Annotated in this window: 14 protein-coding genes; 8 read left to right on the top strand and 6 right to left on the bottom strand. The window is 70.7% G+C overall.

Features of this window, described 5'->3' with window-relative positions; translation table 11 throughout:
• Positions 1 to 43: 43 nt before the first annotated feature.
• Both ACZ7L5_RS13330 and ACZ7L5_RS13335 read left to right on the top strand, forming a co-directional pair.
• Positions 44 to 1,927, top strand: coding sequence for an exo-alpha-sialidase (locus ACZ7L5_RS13330; RefSeq protein ID WP_471516694.1), 1,884 nt, complete (start codon positions 44 to 46; stop codon positions 1,925 to 1,927).
• Positions 1,928 to 1,946: 19 nt separating this feature from the next.
• A complete protein-coding gene (locus tag ACZ7L5_RS13335) occupies positions 1,947 to 3,182 on the top strand; it encodes a DUF4185 domain-containing protein (protein WP_471516695.1) in 1,236 nt (411 codons plus the stop codon).
• On the opposite strand, the gene ACZ7L5_RS13340 is transcribed toward ACZ7L5_RS13335, so the two are convergent.
• A complete protein-coding gene (locus ACZ7L5_RS13340; RefSeq protein WP_471516696.1) occupies positions 3,118 to 4,173 on the bottom strand; it encodes a bile acid:sodium symporter family protein in 1,056 nt (351 codons plus the stop codon). The genes ACZ7L5_RS13335 and ACZ7L5_RS13340 overlap by 65 nt on opposite strands.
• Before the next feature lie 192 nt (positions 4,174 to 4,365).
• Between ACZ7L5_RS13340 and ACZ7L5_RS13345 the strand changes: the two genes are divergently transcribed.
• Positions 4,366 to 5,229, top strand: a complete 864-nt coding sequence (locus ACZ7L5_RS13345; protein WP_471516697.1) for a LysR substrate-binding domain-containing protein — start codon at positions 4,366 to 4,368, stop codon at positions 5,227 to 5,229.
• A gap of 13 nt (positions 5,230 to 5,242) precedes the next feature.
• Here ACZ7L5_RS13345 and ACZ7L5_RS13350 read toward each other — a convergent pair whose 3' ends face one another.
• Positions 5,243 to 6,214, bottom strand: coding sequence for an Lrp/AsnC family transcriptional regulator (locus ACZ7L5_RS13350; RefSeq protein WP_471516764.1), 972 nt, complete (start codon positions 6,212 to 6,214; stop codon positions 5,243 to 5,245).
• A gap of 128 nt (positions 6,215 to 6,342) precedes the next feature.
• On the opposite strand from ACZ7L5_RS13350, the gene ACZ7L5_RS13355 reads away from it, so the two are divergent.
• From ACZ7L5_RS13355 to ACZ7L5_RS13365, 3 genes are all read left to right on the top strand, one after another.
• Positions 6,343 to 7,878, top strand: coding sequence for an MFS transporter (locus ACZ7L5_RS13355; RefSeq protein ID WP_471516698.1), 1,536 nt, complete (start codon positions 6,343 to 6,345; stop codon positions 7,876 to 7,878).
• 249 nt (positions 7,879 to 8,127) lie between these two features.
• A complete protein-coding gene (locus tag ACZ7L5_RS13360) occupies positions 8,128 to 9,954 on the top strand; it encodes an AMP-dependent synthetase/ligase (protein ID WP_365053822.1) in 1,827 nt (608 codons plus the stop codon).
• Between the two features lie 95 nt (positions 9,955 to 10,049).
• Complete coding sequence (locus ACZ7L5_RS13365; RefSeq protein WP_471516699.1) at positions 10,050 to 10,883, top strand: aldo/keto reductase; 834 nt, start codon at positions 10,050 to 10,052, stop codon at positions 10,881 to 10,883.
• A gap of 97 nt (positions 10,884 to 10,980) precedes the next feature.
• On the opposite strand, the gene ACZ7L5_RS13370 is transcribed toward ACZ7L5_RS13365, so the two are convergent.
• A complete protein-coding gene (locus ACZ7L5_RS13370; protein WP_328878120.1) occupies positions 10,981 to 11,592 on the bottom strand; it encodes a hypothetical protein in 612 nt (203 codons plus the stop codon).
• Positions 11,593 to 11,726: 134 nt separating this feature from the next.
• On the opposite strand from ACZ7L5_RS13370, the gene ACZ7L5_RS13375 reads away from it, so the two are divergent.
• Positions 11,727 to 12,410 (top strand): glycoside hydrolase family 75 protein, encoded by a 684-nt coding sequence (locus ACZ7L5_RS13375; protein ID WP_471516700.1) that lies wholly within the window; start codon positions 11,727 to 11,729, stop codon positions 12,408 to 12,410.
• Between the two features lie 27 nt (positions 12,411 to 12,437).
• On the opposite strand, the gene ACZ7L5_RS13380 is transcribed toward ACZ7L5_RS13375, so the two are convergent.
• Complete coding sequence (locus ACZ7L5_RS13380; RefSeq protein WP_471516701.1) at positions 12,438 to 13,139, bottom strand: SDR family oxidoreductase; 702 nt, start codon at positions 13,137 to 13,139, stop codon at positions 12,438 to 12,440.
• A 129-nt stretch (positions 13,140 to 13,268) separates the two neighbouring features.
• Positions 13,269 to 14,165, bottom strand: coding sequence for a class I SAM-dependent methyltransferase (locus ACZ7L5_RS13385; protein WP_471516702.1), 897 nt, complete (start codon positions 14,163 to 14,165; stop codon positions 13,269 to 13,271).
• Positions 14,166 to 14,304: 139 nt separating this feature from the next.
• Between ACZ7L5_RS13385 and ACZ7L5_RS13390 the strand changes: the two genes are divergently transcribed.
• Entirely contained in the window at positions 14,305 to 15,075 is a 771-nt protein-coding gene (locus ACZ7L5_RS13390; protein ID WP_471516703.1) for a phytanoyl-CoA dioxygenase family protein, read from the top strand.
• A gap of 83 nt (positions 15,076 to 15,158) precedes the next feature.
• Here the strand turns inward: ACZ7L5_RS13390 and ACZ7L5_RS13395 are convergent, their stop codons facing one another.
• Positions 15,159 to 16,883 (bottom strand): glycoside hydrolase family 6 protein, encoded by a 1,725-nt coding sequence (locus tag ACZ7L5_RS13395; RefSeq protein ID WP_471516704.1) that lies wholly within the window; start codon positions 16,881 to 16,883, stop codon positions 15,159 to 15,161.
• Positions 16,884 to 17,100: the final 217 nt, after the last annotated feature.

The raw sequence follows: 17,100 nt of genomic DNA on the forward strand, positions 1-17,100 counted from the left end.
ATGCCTGGACGCATGACCAGACGATGAAGGGGCGGGCCGCACCATGCCTTCAAGAGTTCGCGCACGTCTCAGAGCTGCCCTGGTCGCGGCCGTCGCCACCCTCGCGACGGCCGCGACCTTAAGTCCGGCCGAGTCCCAACCGGCCACCAAGACACCGTCGTTCGAGCAACAGGTTCTCTTCAAGGCGTCCCAGGATCCCGGGTACGCCTGCTTCCGCATTCCGGCGATCGTGAAGTCCAAGGACGGCACCCTGCTGGCGTTCGCCGAGGGGCGGGTGCTCAACTGCGGCGACGCCGCAGACATCGACATCGTGCTCAAGCGGTCGACGGACGGCGGCCGCACCTGGGGGCCGCTCCAGGTCGTCACCAAGGGCGGCGGCGACACGCACGGCAACCCGGCACCGATCGTGGACCGCGAGACCGGCCGCATCCTGCTGGCGGAAACGTACAACACGGGCCGCACGGACAGCGGCAGCTGCACCGTGCCGTGTGATCGCATCCCTCATCTGCAGTACAGCGACGACGACGGCGCGACCTGGTCCGCGCCGCGCGATCTGAGCGACCAGATACTGCCGGAGGAGTGGAACTCCTGGTACGCCACCGGCCCCGTGCACGGCATCCAGCTCACCAAGGGCACACACGCCGGCCGTCTCGTCTTCGGCGTCAACACCGAGACCTGGGACGGCAGTCGGGTCAGCGCCAACCACGCCGCGCTCATCGTCAGCGACGACGGCGGCAACACCTGGAAGGTCGGCGCCACCGACTCCTGGCCCATCTCCGCGGCCGACGGCACCTTCCGGCAGAAGCCGTCCGAGGTGACCCTCACCGAGCGCACGGACGGCACGATCCTGATCAGCGGCAGGGAACAGGACGGCACCGATCTCGGCCATCGCAGCCAGACGTACAGCAAGGACGGCGGCTCCACCTTCACCGGCCCGTTCCGCGACCTTCCGGACCTCTACACGCCCCAGGTCCAGGGCGCCACGCTCCAACTGGGCAACCGGATGCTGCTGTCCGCCCCCGGCGACCCCGACCGCCGGCGGACCATGATGGTCAGGTCCTCCTACGACGGCGGCGCCACCTGGGACAGCGCGGACCGCGGCAAGGTCGTCACCAAGGACTGGTCGGGCTACTCCGACATGGTGGACGTGGACGCGTCCACGGTGGGCCTGATGTACGAGGGCGGCGCCGTGGACGCGCGCGACGAGATCCGCTTCGCCCGCTTCAACGAGGACTGGCTGGGACCGCGGCGCGGCGCCGATCCGACCACCTTGGACCTCGCCCCGAGCGCACCCCGCGCGACGGTGCTCGGCGGCCCCGAGGTGACGGACGGCGTGCTGGGCAACGCCTTCGAGTTCGACGGCGACAACGACGCCGTACGGCTGCCGTACCGGTCCAGGCTCCCGCTCGGCACCGGTGAGTTCACGGTCTCGCTGTTCTTCCGCTACTCCGCGGCCTCCGGCGAACAGCCGTTCCTGTGGATGGGCGGGATCGGCAGCACCCAGCCCCAGATCTGGCTGCGCGGCGAGCCGGACAGCGACCGGGTGCGGGGCCTGATCACCACCCGGGAGGGCTTCGGGACGGTGCGTACGGCGTCCGTGTGGGCCGGGGACGCCCACAACGACGGGGAGTGGCACCATCTCGCGCTGCGGCGCGGCGGGGGCCGGCTGACGCTGTTCGTCGACGGCAGGGCGATCAGCACCACGGACGTGGCCGGTTCGGTCAGCCGTAACTCGCCGTTCGGCGTGCATGTCGGGCAGCGCATGGACAGCAGGGCGTTCCTGACCGGCGCGATCGACGACGTCCATGTGTGGAACCGGGCGCTCGGTGACTCGGAGCTCACGGCCGCGGCACGTGCCCGCACGAGCGGTAGGTCTTCGGCCACTTCCGACACCGTCCTGTGGCTGCCCATGGACCAAGTGCGCTGAGGCCACTAACGTCCCGGGCGTGCCCGACGACGCACGAGCACGGCAGCGCATGGGAACCGGCCTGGGAGTACTGCTGGCCCTGGTTCTCGCGGCCGTGCTGCTCACCGCCCTCCCGGACGACGGCGAACGGGAGGGCGGTGGCGCGTGTGCACCGCATTCGGTCGCGGCCTGGTCGGCCGACGACAGACTCACCGGCGAGTTCTCCCGGTACGGCGACAACCCGTCCCGCACCGACGACTGGACCGGCGGCGACGGTACGCACTCGGTGCGGCTGCCGGACGGTCGCGTGCTGTGGCTGTTCTCGGACACCTACCTCGGCCAGGTGTACTCGCCGCCCAACCCGTTCGGCGAGTCCCACACCTGGCGGGAGGCCACCGCTCCCCTGGTGCGGAACTCGGCGGTCGTCATGCGCGACGGACGCCTGGAGAGCACGCTGGCCACGCCGCTCTTCCCCGACCCCGCCCCGAACCAGTGGCGCTGGCCGGTCGCGGCCCGCGTCGAGCCCCGCTCCCCCGGCTCGTCGGAGCAGGTGCTGCGGGTGCTGCTGTGGGTGCGCACGGCCGGGCAGCCGCCCTGGATCTTCGGTGTGCCCACCGCCACCGAGGTCGCCACGCTCACGCTGCCCGACCTGCGGGTCGAGTCGATGGTGAAGGTTCTCGACCAGCAGCTGGTGCCGGATCCCTCCCGGCGTGTGCTGTTCGGGACGACGCTGGCCGAGGAGGACGGCTGGACGTACGTCTTCGGCGGCGACGACGGTCAGGCCGCGTCCCGGCCGGCCTCGCAGGCGTACGTGGCGCGCGTGCCCGAGGGCAGGCTCGGCGAGCCGGGTGCCTGGCAGTACTGGAACGGCTCCGAGTGGGCCGGGGCGGGTGCCCGGCCGCGTGCGGTGCTCGGGGACGGGCAGCGCACGGGGGTGGGGAGCGCCTTCTCGGTGGTGCGGGTGCGGGGGACGTACGTCCTGTTCACGATGGCCGCGGGCACGAAGGGGCTGACGACCGTCGCGTCGTACTGGGCGTGCTCCCCCGCCGGCCCTTGGCACGGGCCGACGAAGGATTTCAGCCCGGCGCTGCCGCAGGGCGGCCAGGTCGCCGCCTACAACCCGCAGACGCACCCCGAGTTGAGCGACGACGGACGCCTCGTCCTGAGTTACGACGTCAACTGGCTGGAGACGGGCGGCGCCGCGGCGCAGCTCAACCGGAACGTGTCCCTGTACCGACCGCGGTTCGTGACTCTGCGGCTGGCACGGACGCGGTGACGGGGCCGGGTGCGGCGCCCTCGGTTTCGCGGGCTTCGGCGTCGCGGGCCTCGGCGTCGCGGGCCCGGCGCTTGGCGATGACCGCGCACACCATCAGCTGCATCTGGTGGAACAGCATCAGGGGCAGCACCGCCAGCGACGCGTGCGCGCCGAACAGGACGCTCGCCATGGGCAGCCCGGCGGCGAGGGACTTCTTCGAACCGGCGAACTGGATCGCGATGCGGTCCTCGCGGTCGAAGCGCAGCGCCTTGGCGCCGTACCAGGTCAGCAGCAGCATCACGGCCAGCAGCACCGCCTCGACGGCGAGCAGCCCGCCCAGCCGTACCGCGCTCACCTGGTGCCAGATGCCCTGGACCATGCCCGCGCTGAACGCGGTGTAGACGACCAGCAGGATCGAGCCGCGGTCGACGAGCCCGAGGACCTTCTTGTGCCGGGTGACGAAGCCGCCGATCCAGCGGCGCAGCAACTGCCCGGCGACGAAGGGCACCAGCAGCTGCAGCACGATCTTGACCGCCGAGTCGGCGGAGAAGCCGCCCCCGCTGCCGCCGAGCACGGCCGCCGCGAGCAGCGGGGTGATGACGATGCCCACCAGTGAGGAGAAGGAGCCCGCGCAGATCGCGGCGGGCACGTTGCCACGGGCCATCGAGGTGAAGGCGATCGACGACTGGATGGTCGACGGGACCAGGGTGAGGAAGAGCAGCCCTTGGTAGAGGGGGTGCGTCAGCAGCACCGGGACGAGCCCGCGCGCCGCCAGCCCCAACAGCGGGAAGACGACGAAGGTGCAGACCAGGACGGTGACATGGAGTCGCCAGTGCTTCAGGCCGTCCATCGCCTCACGGGTGGACAGCCGGGCGCCGTAGAGGAAGAAGAGGAAGGCGATCGCGGCCGTGGAGGCACCGGACGCCACATCGGAGGCCGTCCCGCGCGCCGGGAAGAGGGCCGCGAGGCCCACGGTTCCGAGCAGCAGCAGGATGTACGGGTCTATCGGCATCCAACGCGGCCATTGCAGGCGTTTCACTGTGCTCCACTACTTCGCTGTCGTGCTGGCTGTCGCTTCGCTGAACTTCGGGTTCCCGGCACGGACGTGCCCTCCCCATCGTCCTCCGACGATCAGCGATCGGGAATCCGGCATACCACTCTGACTGCCATCACGTTCCGCGATAAGCCGCGCTAGGCTCGGCGCATGTACGACCCGTCCCATCTGCGCACGTTCCTCGCGGTGGCGCAGACCCTGAGCTTTACTCAGGCCGCCCGCCGCCTCGGCCTGCGCCAGTCGACCGTCAGCCAGCACGTACGCCGCCTGGAGGACGTCACGGGGCGGCCGCTGTTCACCCGGGACACGCACTCCGTGGAGCTGACCGAGGACGGCGAGGCGATGCTCGGCTTCGCCCGCCGGATCCTGGAGGTGCACGAGCAGGCGACGGCGTTCTTCACCGGCACCCGGCTGCGCGGCCGGCTCCGCTTCGGCGCGTCCGAGGACTTCGTGCTGACCCGCCTGCCGGAAATCCTGGAGAGCTTCCGCTACGACCATCCCGAGGTCGACCTGGAGCTGACGGTCGAGCTCTCCGGCACCCTGCACGAGCAGTTGGAGGCCGGAAAGCTGGACCTGGTGCTCGCCAAGCGGCGCCCCGAGGACCGACGGGGCGACCTGGTCTGGCACGACCGGCTGGTGTGGATCGGCGCGGAACGGCTGCGCCTGGAACCGGACCGTCCGGTGCCGCTGATCGTCTATCCGCCCCCGGGCATCACCAGGTCGCTCGCGCTGGAGGCGCTGGAACGGCAGGGGCGTGACTGGCGGATCGTGTGCACGAGCGGCAGCCTCAACGGACTGATCGCGGCGGCACGGGCCGGGCTCGGCGTGATGGCGCACTCCCGTGGCCTGATTCCGCCGGGCCTGGTGCGGGTGCCCGAACGATCGGGGCTGCCGGAACTGGGGCGGGTCGACTTCGTGCTGGTGCACGGCCGGCGCCGGACGGCGGCTCAGGGGGCCGCGGATGCGTTGGCGGGGGCGATCCTGACGGGCGGGGACCGGTTGCACCGGCGTTAGGGCGAGGGGCGCTTCAGCGCGGCGGGCGCTGATACGTCAGCTGCTTCACACGCCGCAGAAACACCGACGACTCCACGTGCTGCACGCCTTCCAGCCGCCCGAGTGGCCCGCTCAGATACGCGTACAGGTCGGCCGTGTTCCGCACCACCGCCGTCGCCACGATGCTGCACGGCCCCGCCGTCGCCGCGGCGTGGGCGATCTCGTCGTGGGTGGCGAGGGCCTCGCCCACCGCGGTCAGGGCGGCCGGGGTGGTGGTGATCCACAGGACGGCGCCGACCGGATAGCCGATGGTCTCGGAGTTGTACTCCACGTCGACGTACACCGCCCCGGACGCCAGCAGCGCCGTGAGGCGGCGCTTGACCGCGGACTCCGAGCGGCCGGTGGCGCGCTGGAGTTCGAGGTGGCCGGCGCGTCCGTCGTGTTCCAGGGCGGCCACGAGAGGCTCGTCCTCCGCGTCGATGCGGGCCGGTCCGGCGGCGACGGGGCCGGACCGCAACGCGGCCTTCTGGTCGTCGGTGAGCATCCTGAACTTGCTGAGCCAGCCGGTGGGACCGCCGTAGAAGCGGTGCAGTATCTGGTAGGCCCTGATCTCCAGGACGCGTGGCGTGCGCGGCAGCTTGCCGAGCAGGAGGTCGTCCCGGTCACCCGGGCTGCGCGGACGGGTGCCGAAGATGACCTCGGTGCCGCCGGAGGCGATGCCGATCCAGCTGGTGTCGGGCCGCTTGGCGAGGGCGTCCGCGATGGCCTGGGCACTGTCCGGGACACAGCGCAGCCGGAGCGTCCACTGGTCCTGGCCGAGGCGCACGGCGTCGCGCACGGCGACCACTCTGAGGCCGCCCTCGGCGCACAGCCGGCGGTAGCGGCGAGCGACGGTCTGGTCGGAGACGCCGAGCACCTCGCCGAGGCGGGCGAACGAGGCCCGCGCGTTCACCTCCAGCGCGTCGAGCAGTCGCAGATCGAGCTCGTCGAAGATGTCGGATTCCATCTTCACGGCAGCATCTCCTGTCGGGTTCCGGCGCCTGAACGCCTCACATGGCCGCGATCGGCCGCTCGCGGCCCATCGTACGAAGGCATACGCAACTCACACAGACGCACGCAGGAGGAGATGAGGACATGCGTACTTGGGGGCCGCTCACGGCAGTGTGCCTGGGCACGTTCATGTTGCTGCTGGACGTGACGATCGCGATCGTCGCGCTGCCGGACATGGCGCGGGCACTGGACGCGTCGCTGAGCGATCTGCAATGGGTGATGGACGGGTACGCGCTGGCTCTGGCCGCGCTGCTGCTGGGTGTGGGGGCCGCGGCCGACGTGCTGGGGCGGCGGCGCGTGCATGTCGCGGGTGTCGTCGTCTTCGCGGTGGCGTCGCTGCTGTGCGGGCTCGCCACCGGCCCGGGGATGCTGGTCGCCGCCCGGGGACTGCAGGGCATCGGCGCTGCTGCCATGTTCGCCACGACGCTGCCGCTGCTCGGCTCCGTCTACCAGGGCAAGCGGCGATCGGTCGCGCTCGGTGTATGGGGCGCGGTCAGCGGGGCGGCGGCCGCGGTGGGGCCGATCGCCGGCGGACTGCTCACCGACGGGCCGGGCTGGCGGTGGATCTTCTACGTCAATCTGCCGGTCAGTGTGGCCGCGGTGTGGCTGACGCTGCGGGTGGTGCCGGAGTCGCGGGGTGCGCGCGGTCGTCGTATCGACTGGGCGGGCACGGTGACGTTCGTGGCGTTCGCGGGGGCCCTGACGTACGGGGCCGTGCGGGCCGGAAGCCAGGGGTGGGGCGCGACGGGGACGCTCGTGTGGTTCGCCGGGGCGGCGTTGGCGCTGGCCTGCTTCCTCGTGGTGGAGCGGCGGGTCGCCGATCCGCTGCTGGATCCGCGGCTGTTCCTGCGGCCGGCGTTCTCCGGAGTGATGGCGGGCGCTCTCGCCTTCAACGCGGCGGCGTTCGGTGCCATGGCGTACACCTCGATCTGGTTGCAGACCCTGCTCGGGATGAGCGCGGTGCGCGGCGGGGTCGTCTTCCTGTGGCTGTCGCTGGCGTCGTTCGTGGTCGCGGCGGCCGGCGGGCGGCTGCTGCACGGGGTGTCGGTGCGGCTCACCATCGGCGGTGGGCTGCTGCTGATCGGGGCGGGCCAGTACTGCATGGCGGTCCTGGACGCCGGGTCGACGGCGAACGCCCTGATACCGGGGCTGGTGCTGGTGGGTGCCGGTACGGGGCTGGTGTCGCCCGGTCTCGCGGGTGCCGCGCTGGCCGCCGTACCGCCGGAGCGGGCCGGTATGGCGGGCGGTGCGGTGAACACCTTCCGGCAACTCGGGTACGCCCTGGGCATCGCCCTGTTCGGCACGGTGCTGACCTCGCGGATGCAGGACACGCTGCCCGCGGATGCGGCCCACACCCTCGCGGGCGGCGGCGCCGGTGCGCTGCGGGACGCGTTCGGGGAGGGCGTCCTGCGCGCCGCATTCGCCGACGGGCTGGACTCGGTGGCCGTGGTGGCGGGCTCGACGGCCGCCGTGGCCGGAGTGCTGGTCCTCGCGCTGGTCAGGAGGCCGACCGCGACCAAGGCCGGGGTGACACCTCCGGCCACTCGCACGCTGACAGAGGAGGCGGCGGAGGAGACGGCGGCACAGACGGCGGAGGAGACGGCGGCTCGCAGGGGATGACATGATCAACAGGGCCCGTACCGGGTAATCGGGTCGTACAGATTCGGTGGAGATTACGGGCCCGAAACTTACTCAACCGTCAGTTTTCTGTCCGACCCTTCCCTATGTGAGCGCATTTTCCGGCCCTGACCAGTGCATACCCGAGCGCCCGTCGATTTCCGGCCCCCTCCCGTCCGAAACGCGGGTGGGGTAGCTTTCACGGCGCTGCGCGGAGCGTCAGCCGAGGCCATTCGGAGCGGGGAGCGGGGTTTGCGCGAGTTCACCAACCCTCCGTTGGCGTTGGCACCGCCGGTGGGCGGCCTGGCCGACGTCGTCTTCCAGCATGCCCAGGAGGACCCGCTCCATGTCGCCCTCGGCCGCAAGGACGACCACGGGAACTGGCGGGACGTCACCGCCGCCGAGTTCCGGGACGAGGTGCTCGCCCTCGCCAAGGGCCTCCTCGCCCGCGGCATCCGGTTCGGCGACCGGGTCGCGATCATGTCCCGTACCCGGTACGAGTGGACGCTCTTCGACTTCGCCCTGTGGGCGATCGGCGCCCAGGTGGTGCCGATCTACCCGACCTCCTCGGCCGAGCAGTGCTTCTGGACGCTGTACGACGCCGAGGTGTCGGCGGCGGTCGTGGAGCACGAGGACCACGCGATGACGATCGCCACGGTCATCGACCGGCTGCCGCGGCTGCACCAGCTGTGGCAGCTGGACTCGGGCGCCGTGCAGGAGCTGTACGACGCCGGCGCCCACCTCGACGACGAGGTGGTCCACCGCCACCGGCAGGCGGTCACGCCTGACTCGGTCGCCACGATCATCTACACCTCGGGCACGACCGGCCGCCCCAAGGGCTGTGTCATCTCGCACGGCAACTTCATGTACGAGACGGACACGGTCATCGAGCGCTGGGAGCCGGTGTTCCACTCCAAGAAGGGCGACGAGGCGGCGACCTTGCTCTTCCTGCCGCTCGCGCACGTCTTCGGGCGGATGGTGCAGGTCGCCGCGATCCGCGGCAAGGTCCGCTTCGGCCACCAGCCGCAGATGAACGCGGCCGCGCTGCTGCCGGACCTCGCCGCGTTCAAGCCGACGTTCTTCCTCGCCGTGCCGTACATCTTCGAGAAGGTCTTCAACGCCTCCCGCCGCAAGGCCGAGAAGGAAGGCAAGTCCGGCCCCTTCGAGAAGGCCGTCGAGGTCGCCGTGAAGTACGCGGACGCCGTGGAGGCCAAGGCGTGGGGCATCGGCCCCGGCCCGTCGGCCGGCCTGCGCATGCAGCACCAGCTCTTCGACAAGCTCGTCTACTCCAAGATGCGGGCCGCGATGGGCGGCCGGATCAAGCAGGCGATGACCGGCGGCTCGGCGATGGACCGACGGCTCGGCCTGTTCTTCGCGGGCGCCGGCGTCCACGTCTACGAGGGGTACGGCCTCACCGAGTCCACGGCGGCCGCGACCGCCAACCCGCCCTATCGCACCCGCTACGGCACCGTCGGGCAGCCCATCCCGGGCACGACCGTGCACATCGCGGACGACGGCGAGGTCTGGCTGCACGGCGGCAACGTCTTCCAGGGCTACCTCAACAACCAGAAGGCCACCGACGAGGCCCTGCACGACGGCTGGCTGGCCACCGGTGACCTGGGATCCCTCGACGAGGACGGCTACCTCACCATCACCGGCCGTAAGAAGGAGATCCTGGTCACGTCCGGCGGCAAGAGTGTCTCGCCGGGCGTGCTGGAGGAGCGCGTCCGCGACCATCCGCTGGTCTCCCAGTGCATCGTCGTCGGCAACGACCGCCCGTACATCGCGGCCCTGGTCACCCTCGACCAGGAGGCCGTCGAGCACTGGCTGATGATGCGCGACAAACCCCAGATGACCCCGGCCCAGTTGGTCCGCGACGCCGACCTGGAGACCGAGGTGCGGCGCGCGGTCGTCGCCGCCAACACCCTTGTCTCGCAGGCCGAGTCGATCCGTACGTTCCGTATCCTCGCGCAGCCGTTCACCGAGGAGCACGGACTGCTCACGCCGTCGCTGAAGTTGAAGCGCAAGGCGATCGAGAACGCTTACGCGGGCGAGGTCGACGCGCTGTATCAGGCGTGAGTCCCGCCTTTTTCTCCGGTCCGGAATGCATGGGGGCCCGTGATCGTTGACGATGGTGAGTACCACCTGACGACAACCGTAAGGATCAAGAGCTCGTGAGCAGCAAGGTCCCCCCGATCATCCTCAACAACGGCGTCGAGATGCCCCAGCTGGGCTTCGGCGTCTGGCAGGTGCCGGACGACGAGGCCGAGCAGGCGGTCGCGACGGCACTTGAGGCCGGGTACCGCAGCATCGACACAGCGGCGATCTACGGCAACGAGGAGGGCACCGGCAAGGCCATCGCCGGCTCCGGCCTCCCCCGCGAGGACATCTTCGTCACCACCAAGCTCTGGAACGGCGACCAGGGTTACGACGCCACGCTGCGCGCCTTCGACGTGTCGCTGGAGAAGCTCGGCCTGGACTACGTCGACCTGTACCTCATCCACTGGCCGCTGCCGGCACGGGGCACCTACGTCGACACCTACAAGGCGTTCGAGAAGCTCCACGCCGACGGCCGCGTCCGGGCGATCGGTGTCTCCAACTTCCTTCCGGAGCACCTTCAGCGCCTGATCGACGAGACGTCGGTCGTCCCCGCGGTCAACCAGATCGAGCTGCACCCGCATCTGCAGCAGCACGCCTCCCGTGAGTTCCACGCCGGGCAGGGCATCGCCACCGAGGCCTGGTCTCCGCTCGGCCAGGGCAAGGGTCTGCTGGAGGTTCCCGCGATCGTCGCCATCGCGCAGAAGCACGGCCGCACCCCGGCGCAGGTCGTGCTGCGCTGGCACCTGCAGCTGGACAACGTCGTGATCCCGAAGTCCGTGACGCCGGCGCGGATCAAGGAGAACATCGGAGTCTTCGACTTCAGCCTGGACGACGAGGACCTCGCGGCGATCAGCGCGCTGAACGAGGACCGGCGACTCGGTCCCGACCCGGCGACGTTCGACGCCTGACGCCCGTTTCCGTACGGCACTCCGCCCGCCGCTCAGCTGTATGAGCGGCGGGCGGACGCGTACGCCTCGCCCCGGTCACCGATCGCAGTCAGCAACGTCACTCACCGCGCACGTCGGTGTGGACGACCTCGAACTCCTCCAGCCCGATCACGGACACGTGCGCCTTGGCCGCGCCCTCGTGCCTGGCCCCCGCCTGACCCGCACGGGAGGCCGCCAGGGACGTCTGGTCGACGAAGACCGCTGCGGCCATTCCTCGCCCGCGCTCCCGGTCGACCATCAGGGACGCCCTGGCGAGTCCGGGGAGCGTCTCCAGCCTGGGCACCACCGTCGACCGGAACGTGTCGGCGAGCAGGTCCGTGTCCATCGGGTCGAACTCCAGCCTGGTGAGCCGCAGTCCGCCGCCCGCCTGTGGCTGCCGGACCTGATGGAAGACCAGCGCCTCGTAGTTGTCGACCGCAACGGTCCCCGCGAACGGCTCCAGCATCGCCGACCGGCGCTCGCGCAACACCTCGTCGCTGTTGCGCCGGGCCCGCTCCGACTCCCACCAGCTCGCGGCGAGCAGCTTCCCGAGGACCCGGTCCACGAAGACACTCGCTCCCCGGTATCCCGGACGGTCCTCCAGCAGGTCGCGCCCCTGGGTGTTCATCGCCCTGATGGCCATGTCGATCTTCGCGGGATCACCGGTCGTATACACGGCGCGTACGAACATGACACCTCCCGGAGATCGGGGCATATACGGACTTTTATCTACGTCCAGTCTTCTACTGGGGGCATGGCGTCGCAATCAGCCATCAGCCATCACCCATCAGCCAGGACTTTTCCGACGGAAGGGCCACCCCCACAGTGCGCACCCGAAGACTGATCCTCGCCGCGGCCGCCGGAGCCGCGCTGCTCGCCACCGCGGCGCTCCCCGCCGGTGCCCGGCCGGCGGAACCCGAAGAAGCCGGCGTGAGCGCGGCCGACCTGCTCGCGAAGGTGACGTCCTGCTCACAGATCTCGAAGAGCAAGTACCGCACCGACCAGACGGCCTCGGCCACCGTGCCCGTCTGCGGCACGAAGCGTGTCGTGTTCTGGACGGCCGACATGGACATCGACTGCGACGGCCGGCGCACCGACGACTGCAACGAGACCACCGACCCCTGGTTCCTCCCGGACACGGCCTTCCACCAGTCCGACGGCAAGCCCCTGCGGTCCGACACCCTGCCGTACGTCGTCGTGCCCAGCCCCAGCGCCACCTGGGACTATCGCACCGCCGGCATCAAGGGCGGCAGCGTGGCAGCGGTCATCCACGACGACCAGGTGCTGTACGCCGTGGTCGGCGACACCGGCCCGCAGCAGATCATCGGCGAGGCCTCCTACGCCGCCGCCGAGGCCCTCGGCATCGACCCCGACCCGGCGGCCGGCGGGGCCGCCTCCGGCGTGACGTACATCCTCTTCAAGAACTCGCAGGTCTCGCCCATCGAGAGCCGCAGTGCGGCGGCCTCGCTGGGCGAGGAGCTGGCGAAGGAGTTCGTCGGGGGCGGCTGATGGCCGGTGACCGAGCCGGGCGTCAGGTCAGTTGGGCTGTCCGAGCGGCCGTACGACGACGGTGTTGACGTCCACGCCGTCGGGCTGCCGGACGGCCCACACCACCGAGTCGGCGATCTGGTCGGCGGTCAGCAGATGCCCGGGCGGCAGACTGCCGTGGGCGTCCCAGAAAGGCGTCTCCACCCGGCCCGGCGCGATGTGGGTCACGCCGATGCCCCAGTCGGTGACCTGCCGCCGGGTGTTCTCGGCGAGCCCGGTGACCGCCCACTTCGTCGCCCCGTAGATGTTCCCCGGCCCGGGCACGAACCCGGCGACGCTGCCGATGAGGACGATCCGGCCGCGAGTCTCCTTGAGGGCGTCGACGGCGGCGCGGATCAGCAGGGCCGGGCCGAGGACGTTGGTCAGCACCATCTCGGTCCAGCCGGCCGGGTCCCCCTCGGCGACCGAGTCGTGGGTCGCGAAACCGGCGTTGGCGACGACGGTGTCCAGTCGGCCGAACGCCTTGAGCGTGGCCTCGACGGCCGCCTGGACGTCGCCGTAGTCGGCCGCGTTCCCGACGACCGTCAGCAGACCCTCCGGATTCCCGAGCCCCTCCGCGAAGTCACGAAGCCGCGCCTCGCCCCGGCCGGTGACGGTGACCCGGTGTCCGGCCTCCAGCAGCTGCCGTGCGACCGCGGCGCCGATGCCGCTGCCACCGCCGGTGATGAGCGCGACGGGTGAGTCGGTCATGGTGATCCCCCTGTGTGTCGTTCCGTGTGACGTTCTGTGTGCAGTTCGGACGCAGGGGAGTCCATCACTTGGAGAGCTCTCGAAGTCAAGGCACCGAGGAGGGGGACGAGTGGCAGGCGCTGACCGTTGTCACTTCGCCCGTACGGCCGTGTACACGGTCTGTGCCGCCAGCAGGAACAGATCCGGCCGGTGATGCACGCTCGCCTTGTCGTCCGGGTCGAGGAGCCGGTCGAGGGTCGCGCGGTCGTCGGCTTCGAGGTGGTCGCCGATGCCGTCGCGGGTGCGGGTCAGGGTGGCGGCGATGTAGGCGCGGGCGCGGTCCGTGGTCGGGGCGGGCAGGTCGAGGAGGAAGGTGCGGGTGCCGCTGGGCCTGAGGCCGGCCGCGGCGAGCAGGGCGGGCCAGTCCTCGGTCTCCACGACGGTGCCGGGCAGGTCCGCGCGCATCGCGGCGAACCACTCCTCCTCCAGCGCGTCGAGGCGCGCCTGCAGCCCGGGCCGCCCGAAGCCGACGTCGCGCGGCAGGTACCGGGCCGACAGACCACCTTCCTGCAGCGCCAGCGTGCCGCCTACGGCGAGGCGGGCGGCGAACGCGGCGAGGGCGGCCCGCTGGTCGCCGAGGTGATGCAGGGTGCGGCCGACCCACAGCAGATCGGCGGGATAGTCCAAGTCGTCGAGAACGTCCGGGAGTTCACCGGCGAGGGTCCCGAAGCGGTCGGCGACACCGAGCCTCTCGGCCCGCGCACCGGCCCGCGCCAGGAGCGGCTCGGAAGCGTCTACGGCGACGACCCGGGCACCGGGGAATTCGTCGGCGAGCAGACAGGCGATGACGCCGGGGCCGCTGCCCGCGTCGACGATCAGCCCCGGTTCGGTCTGCCGCTTGGCCAGCCAGGCCATGGTGTGCTCGTAGAGGGGCGTGAAGAGCTCCGCCTGCGCCTCCAGCTCCGGGCCCATCTCGGCCCAGTCGACGTCGGTGTGGTCGTGGTGGTGGTGACCGGCGTGCCGGTCCGAGTGGTGGTTGTGCGCCATGCTCGTCAGCCTCTCCTTCGGATGAGGCCAGCGTGCGCCGACGCACCGCCGCGGGGCCACTGTCGTTGCCGGAACGGCAACAACGGAGTGCAAAAAAAAGGGGGTGCGGCACGCATGGCGGGTCGTCCACGATGGCCGGATGAACGACGAGATGGTGGAGCGCTTCCTCGAGGACGGGTTCGTGAGGATCGCGGGCGCCTTCCCGCCGCGCGTCGCCGAGCACTGCGAGCGGCTGCTGTGGCGGGAGACGGGGTACGACCCTCAGGACCCGACCACCTGGAAGGACCCCGTGCGCTGGGTGTACGACATGGCCCAGGGCCCGTTCGCGGCCGCCGTCAACACCCCCGCTCTGCACGAGGCCTTCGACATGCTGGTGGGTGAGGGTCGCTGGCAGTCGCGCTACTCGCTGGGCAGCTTCCCGCTGCGGTTCCCGCACGAGGAGGAACCGGACGACGCGGGCTGGCACATCGAGGGCAGCTACGTGCCCGAGGGCGCTGATCTCCCGCACACGAACGTGCACTCGAAGGACCGTGCGCTGCTCATGCTGTTCCTGTTCAGCGAGGTCACCGAGGACAACGCTGCGACCCGTATCCGGGTCGGCTCGCATCTCGACGTACCGCCGGTCCTGGCGCCGTACGGCGAGGCCGGCGCGTCCTTCCTGGAGCTCGGCCCGAAGGTCGCCGAAGCCTCCGCGCACCGCCCGCTCGCCCACGCCACCGGCCGGCCCGGCGACGTCTACCTCTGCCACCCCTTCCTGGTCCACGCGGCCCAGCCGAACCACGGCACGCGCCCCCGCTTCATGGCGCAGCCGCCGCTGCATCCGGCGGCACCGCTGGAGCTGGACCGGGCCGACGGCGACTACTCGGCGGTGGAGTTCGCGATCCGCCGGGGCCTGGCCGGCGAGAACTGACCAGCCCCGGCGGACTGCCACGCCCTCAGGGCGCGGGGAACTGCGCGACCGGCCACATCGGACGGACAGTCGCAGTCGTGGCACTACGACAACGGCGGGTAGGCGTTCTGCATCAGCTGCTGGAACTGCGCCGAGAACCAGTGCCCCGACAGCGGAGCGTCGGGCAGGGCGCCGGACAGGTTGTTGCCGTTGCGGGGGTTGCCGGTGTAGGTCGGGTCGCACATCCGGTCGAAGCCCTTGCCCTCGTCGTTCGGGATCTCCCGGCTGGCACCGTCGGACTCCCCCGGCGGCTTGATCCATACGTACGCGTCGATCCCGGCCGCCGGATTGGCCTGCGGGCGCTCGCCGAGGCCGGCGCCGGACTGGTTGCACCAGTTGCCGACGTGGATCCGGCGGTCGTAGCGGCCGCCGTTGACGTAGGTGTCGACGTCGGTCGTCGCGCCCGGACCGGCGGGCCGCGCGCTGCCGCCCCAGCCGTTCCTCGACGTGTCGATCAGCATGCCGATGCCCGAGTTGAATCCGGTCGTGACCAACTGGTTGCGGAAGCCCTGCGCGAAGGAGAGCTCGTCGACGTAGCGGTTCCAGTCGACCCATTTGGACTCGCGGACGGACTTGCCGCCGACGGAGTCGTTGATGGTGAAGTTGTTCTCCTTCAGGGCGCTGTAGTTGGCCGTGTTGGCGATGAAGCCGTGCACGTCGTTGACGGTGGCGCCCTCCGAGGTGGCCGCCTCCTTCATCACGGCGGCGCTGGCGGCGAAGTTGTCGTCCCAGCCGATCCAGCCGTGGTGCCCGGCGTCGATGTAGTTGTAGACGTTGGGCGCGTCACCGAGTTTGCCCAGCGCGTAGCCGACGCCCTTCTGGTAGTTCCCGTTGGCCTTCATCACATCGCACTGCGGGGTGGCCGTGGGCCGGCTGCCGGTGTTGGTGACCAGGTTGGGCAGCGAGTCGATCTCGATGGTCGTCACGATCCGCAGCGAGGCGTACTTCGGGTCGGCGAGGATCGCGGCGATCGGGTCGATGTACTCGGTCTTGTACCGGCCTAGCTCCGTCGGGCCGAGCTCACCGTTGGAGGCGAGGGCGGCGCAGTCCCGTCCGGGCAGGTTGTAGATCACCAGCTGGACGACGAGTTCGCCGGACCCCTTCTGGGTCAGGGCCTCGTCGAGGTGGTCGCGCAGTCCCATGCCGCCGTTGACACCGTTGATGGCGGCGATGCGGTCGAGCCAGACGCCGGTCGGCTGGTTCGCGATCCGGCTGCCGCCCGGCTCGGCGGCGGCCTTCGCGGACCACTCCGGGTTCACGTACACCTTGGCGCCCGAGTACGGGTTGTCGACCTTCGGGCCGGTCGGGTCGGGATCGGTCGGGTCGGTGGGATCCGTGGGGCCCGAGCCGTCGTCGACGTTGCAGGTCACGCCGTCGAGGGTGAAGGTGGCCGGGACGGTGTTGGTGCCGCTGTGGGAGCCCTGGAAGCCGAAGCTGACCGAACCGCCCGTCGACAGGGTCCCGTTGTAGGTCTCATTGGTGGCGGTCACCGCGGCGCCGCTCTGGCTGATCCTGGCGTTCCAGCCGCTGGTGACCTTCTGGTTACCGGCGTACGACCACTTCACCGACCAATTGGACTTGGCGGCGCCCTGGTTGGTGACCGTCACGGCGGCGGTGAAGCCGGTGTCCCACTGGTTCTGCACCTTGTAGTCGACGGTGCAGGGGACGGCGGCCGTGCCGATTCCGCCGGGGTCCGCGGCGAGCGCGGTCCCCGAGGCCCCGGCGACCAGTGCCAGGGCGGCGAGCATCGCGGTTCTGGTACGAGTCATGAGTGCGGGTTCCTTCTTGGTTGCGGGTGCTGACGGTTCGTCCGTGCAGGGCGCGCAAGAGGCAAGGAGGAGGTGCCGATTGACGGCTGGAAGTACTGAACACGGGGGGTGTCGCATGAGCGACTCCTCACAGCTCCGGCGCGTCGTGACGGACGCGTCGACTGATGGAAGCGCTCCCACTGGTGTCCATGAAGCTAGCGCCAAGTGTCGTCAAAGG

The organism is Streptomyces sp. NPDC107528 (assembly GCF_055639295.1).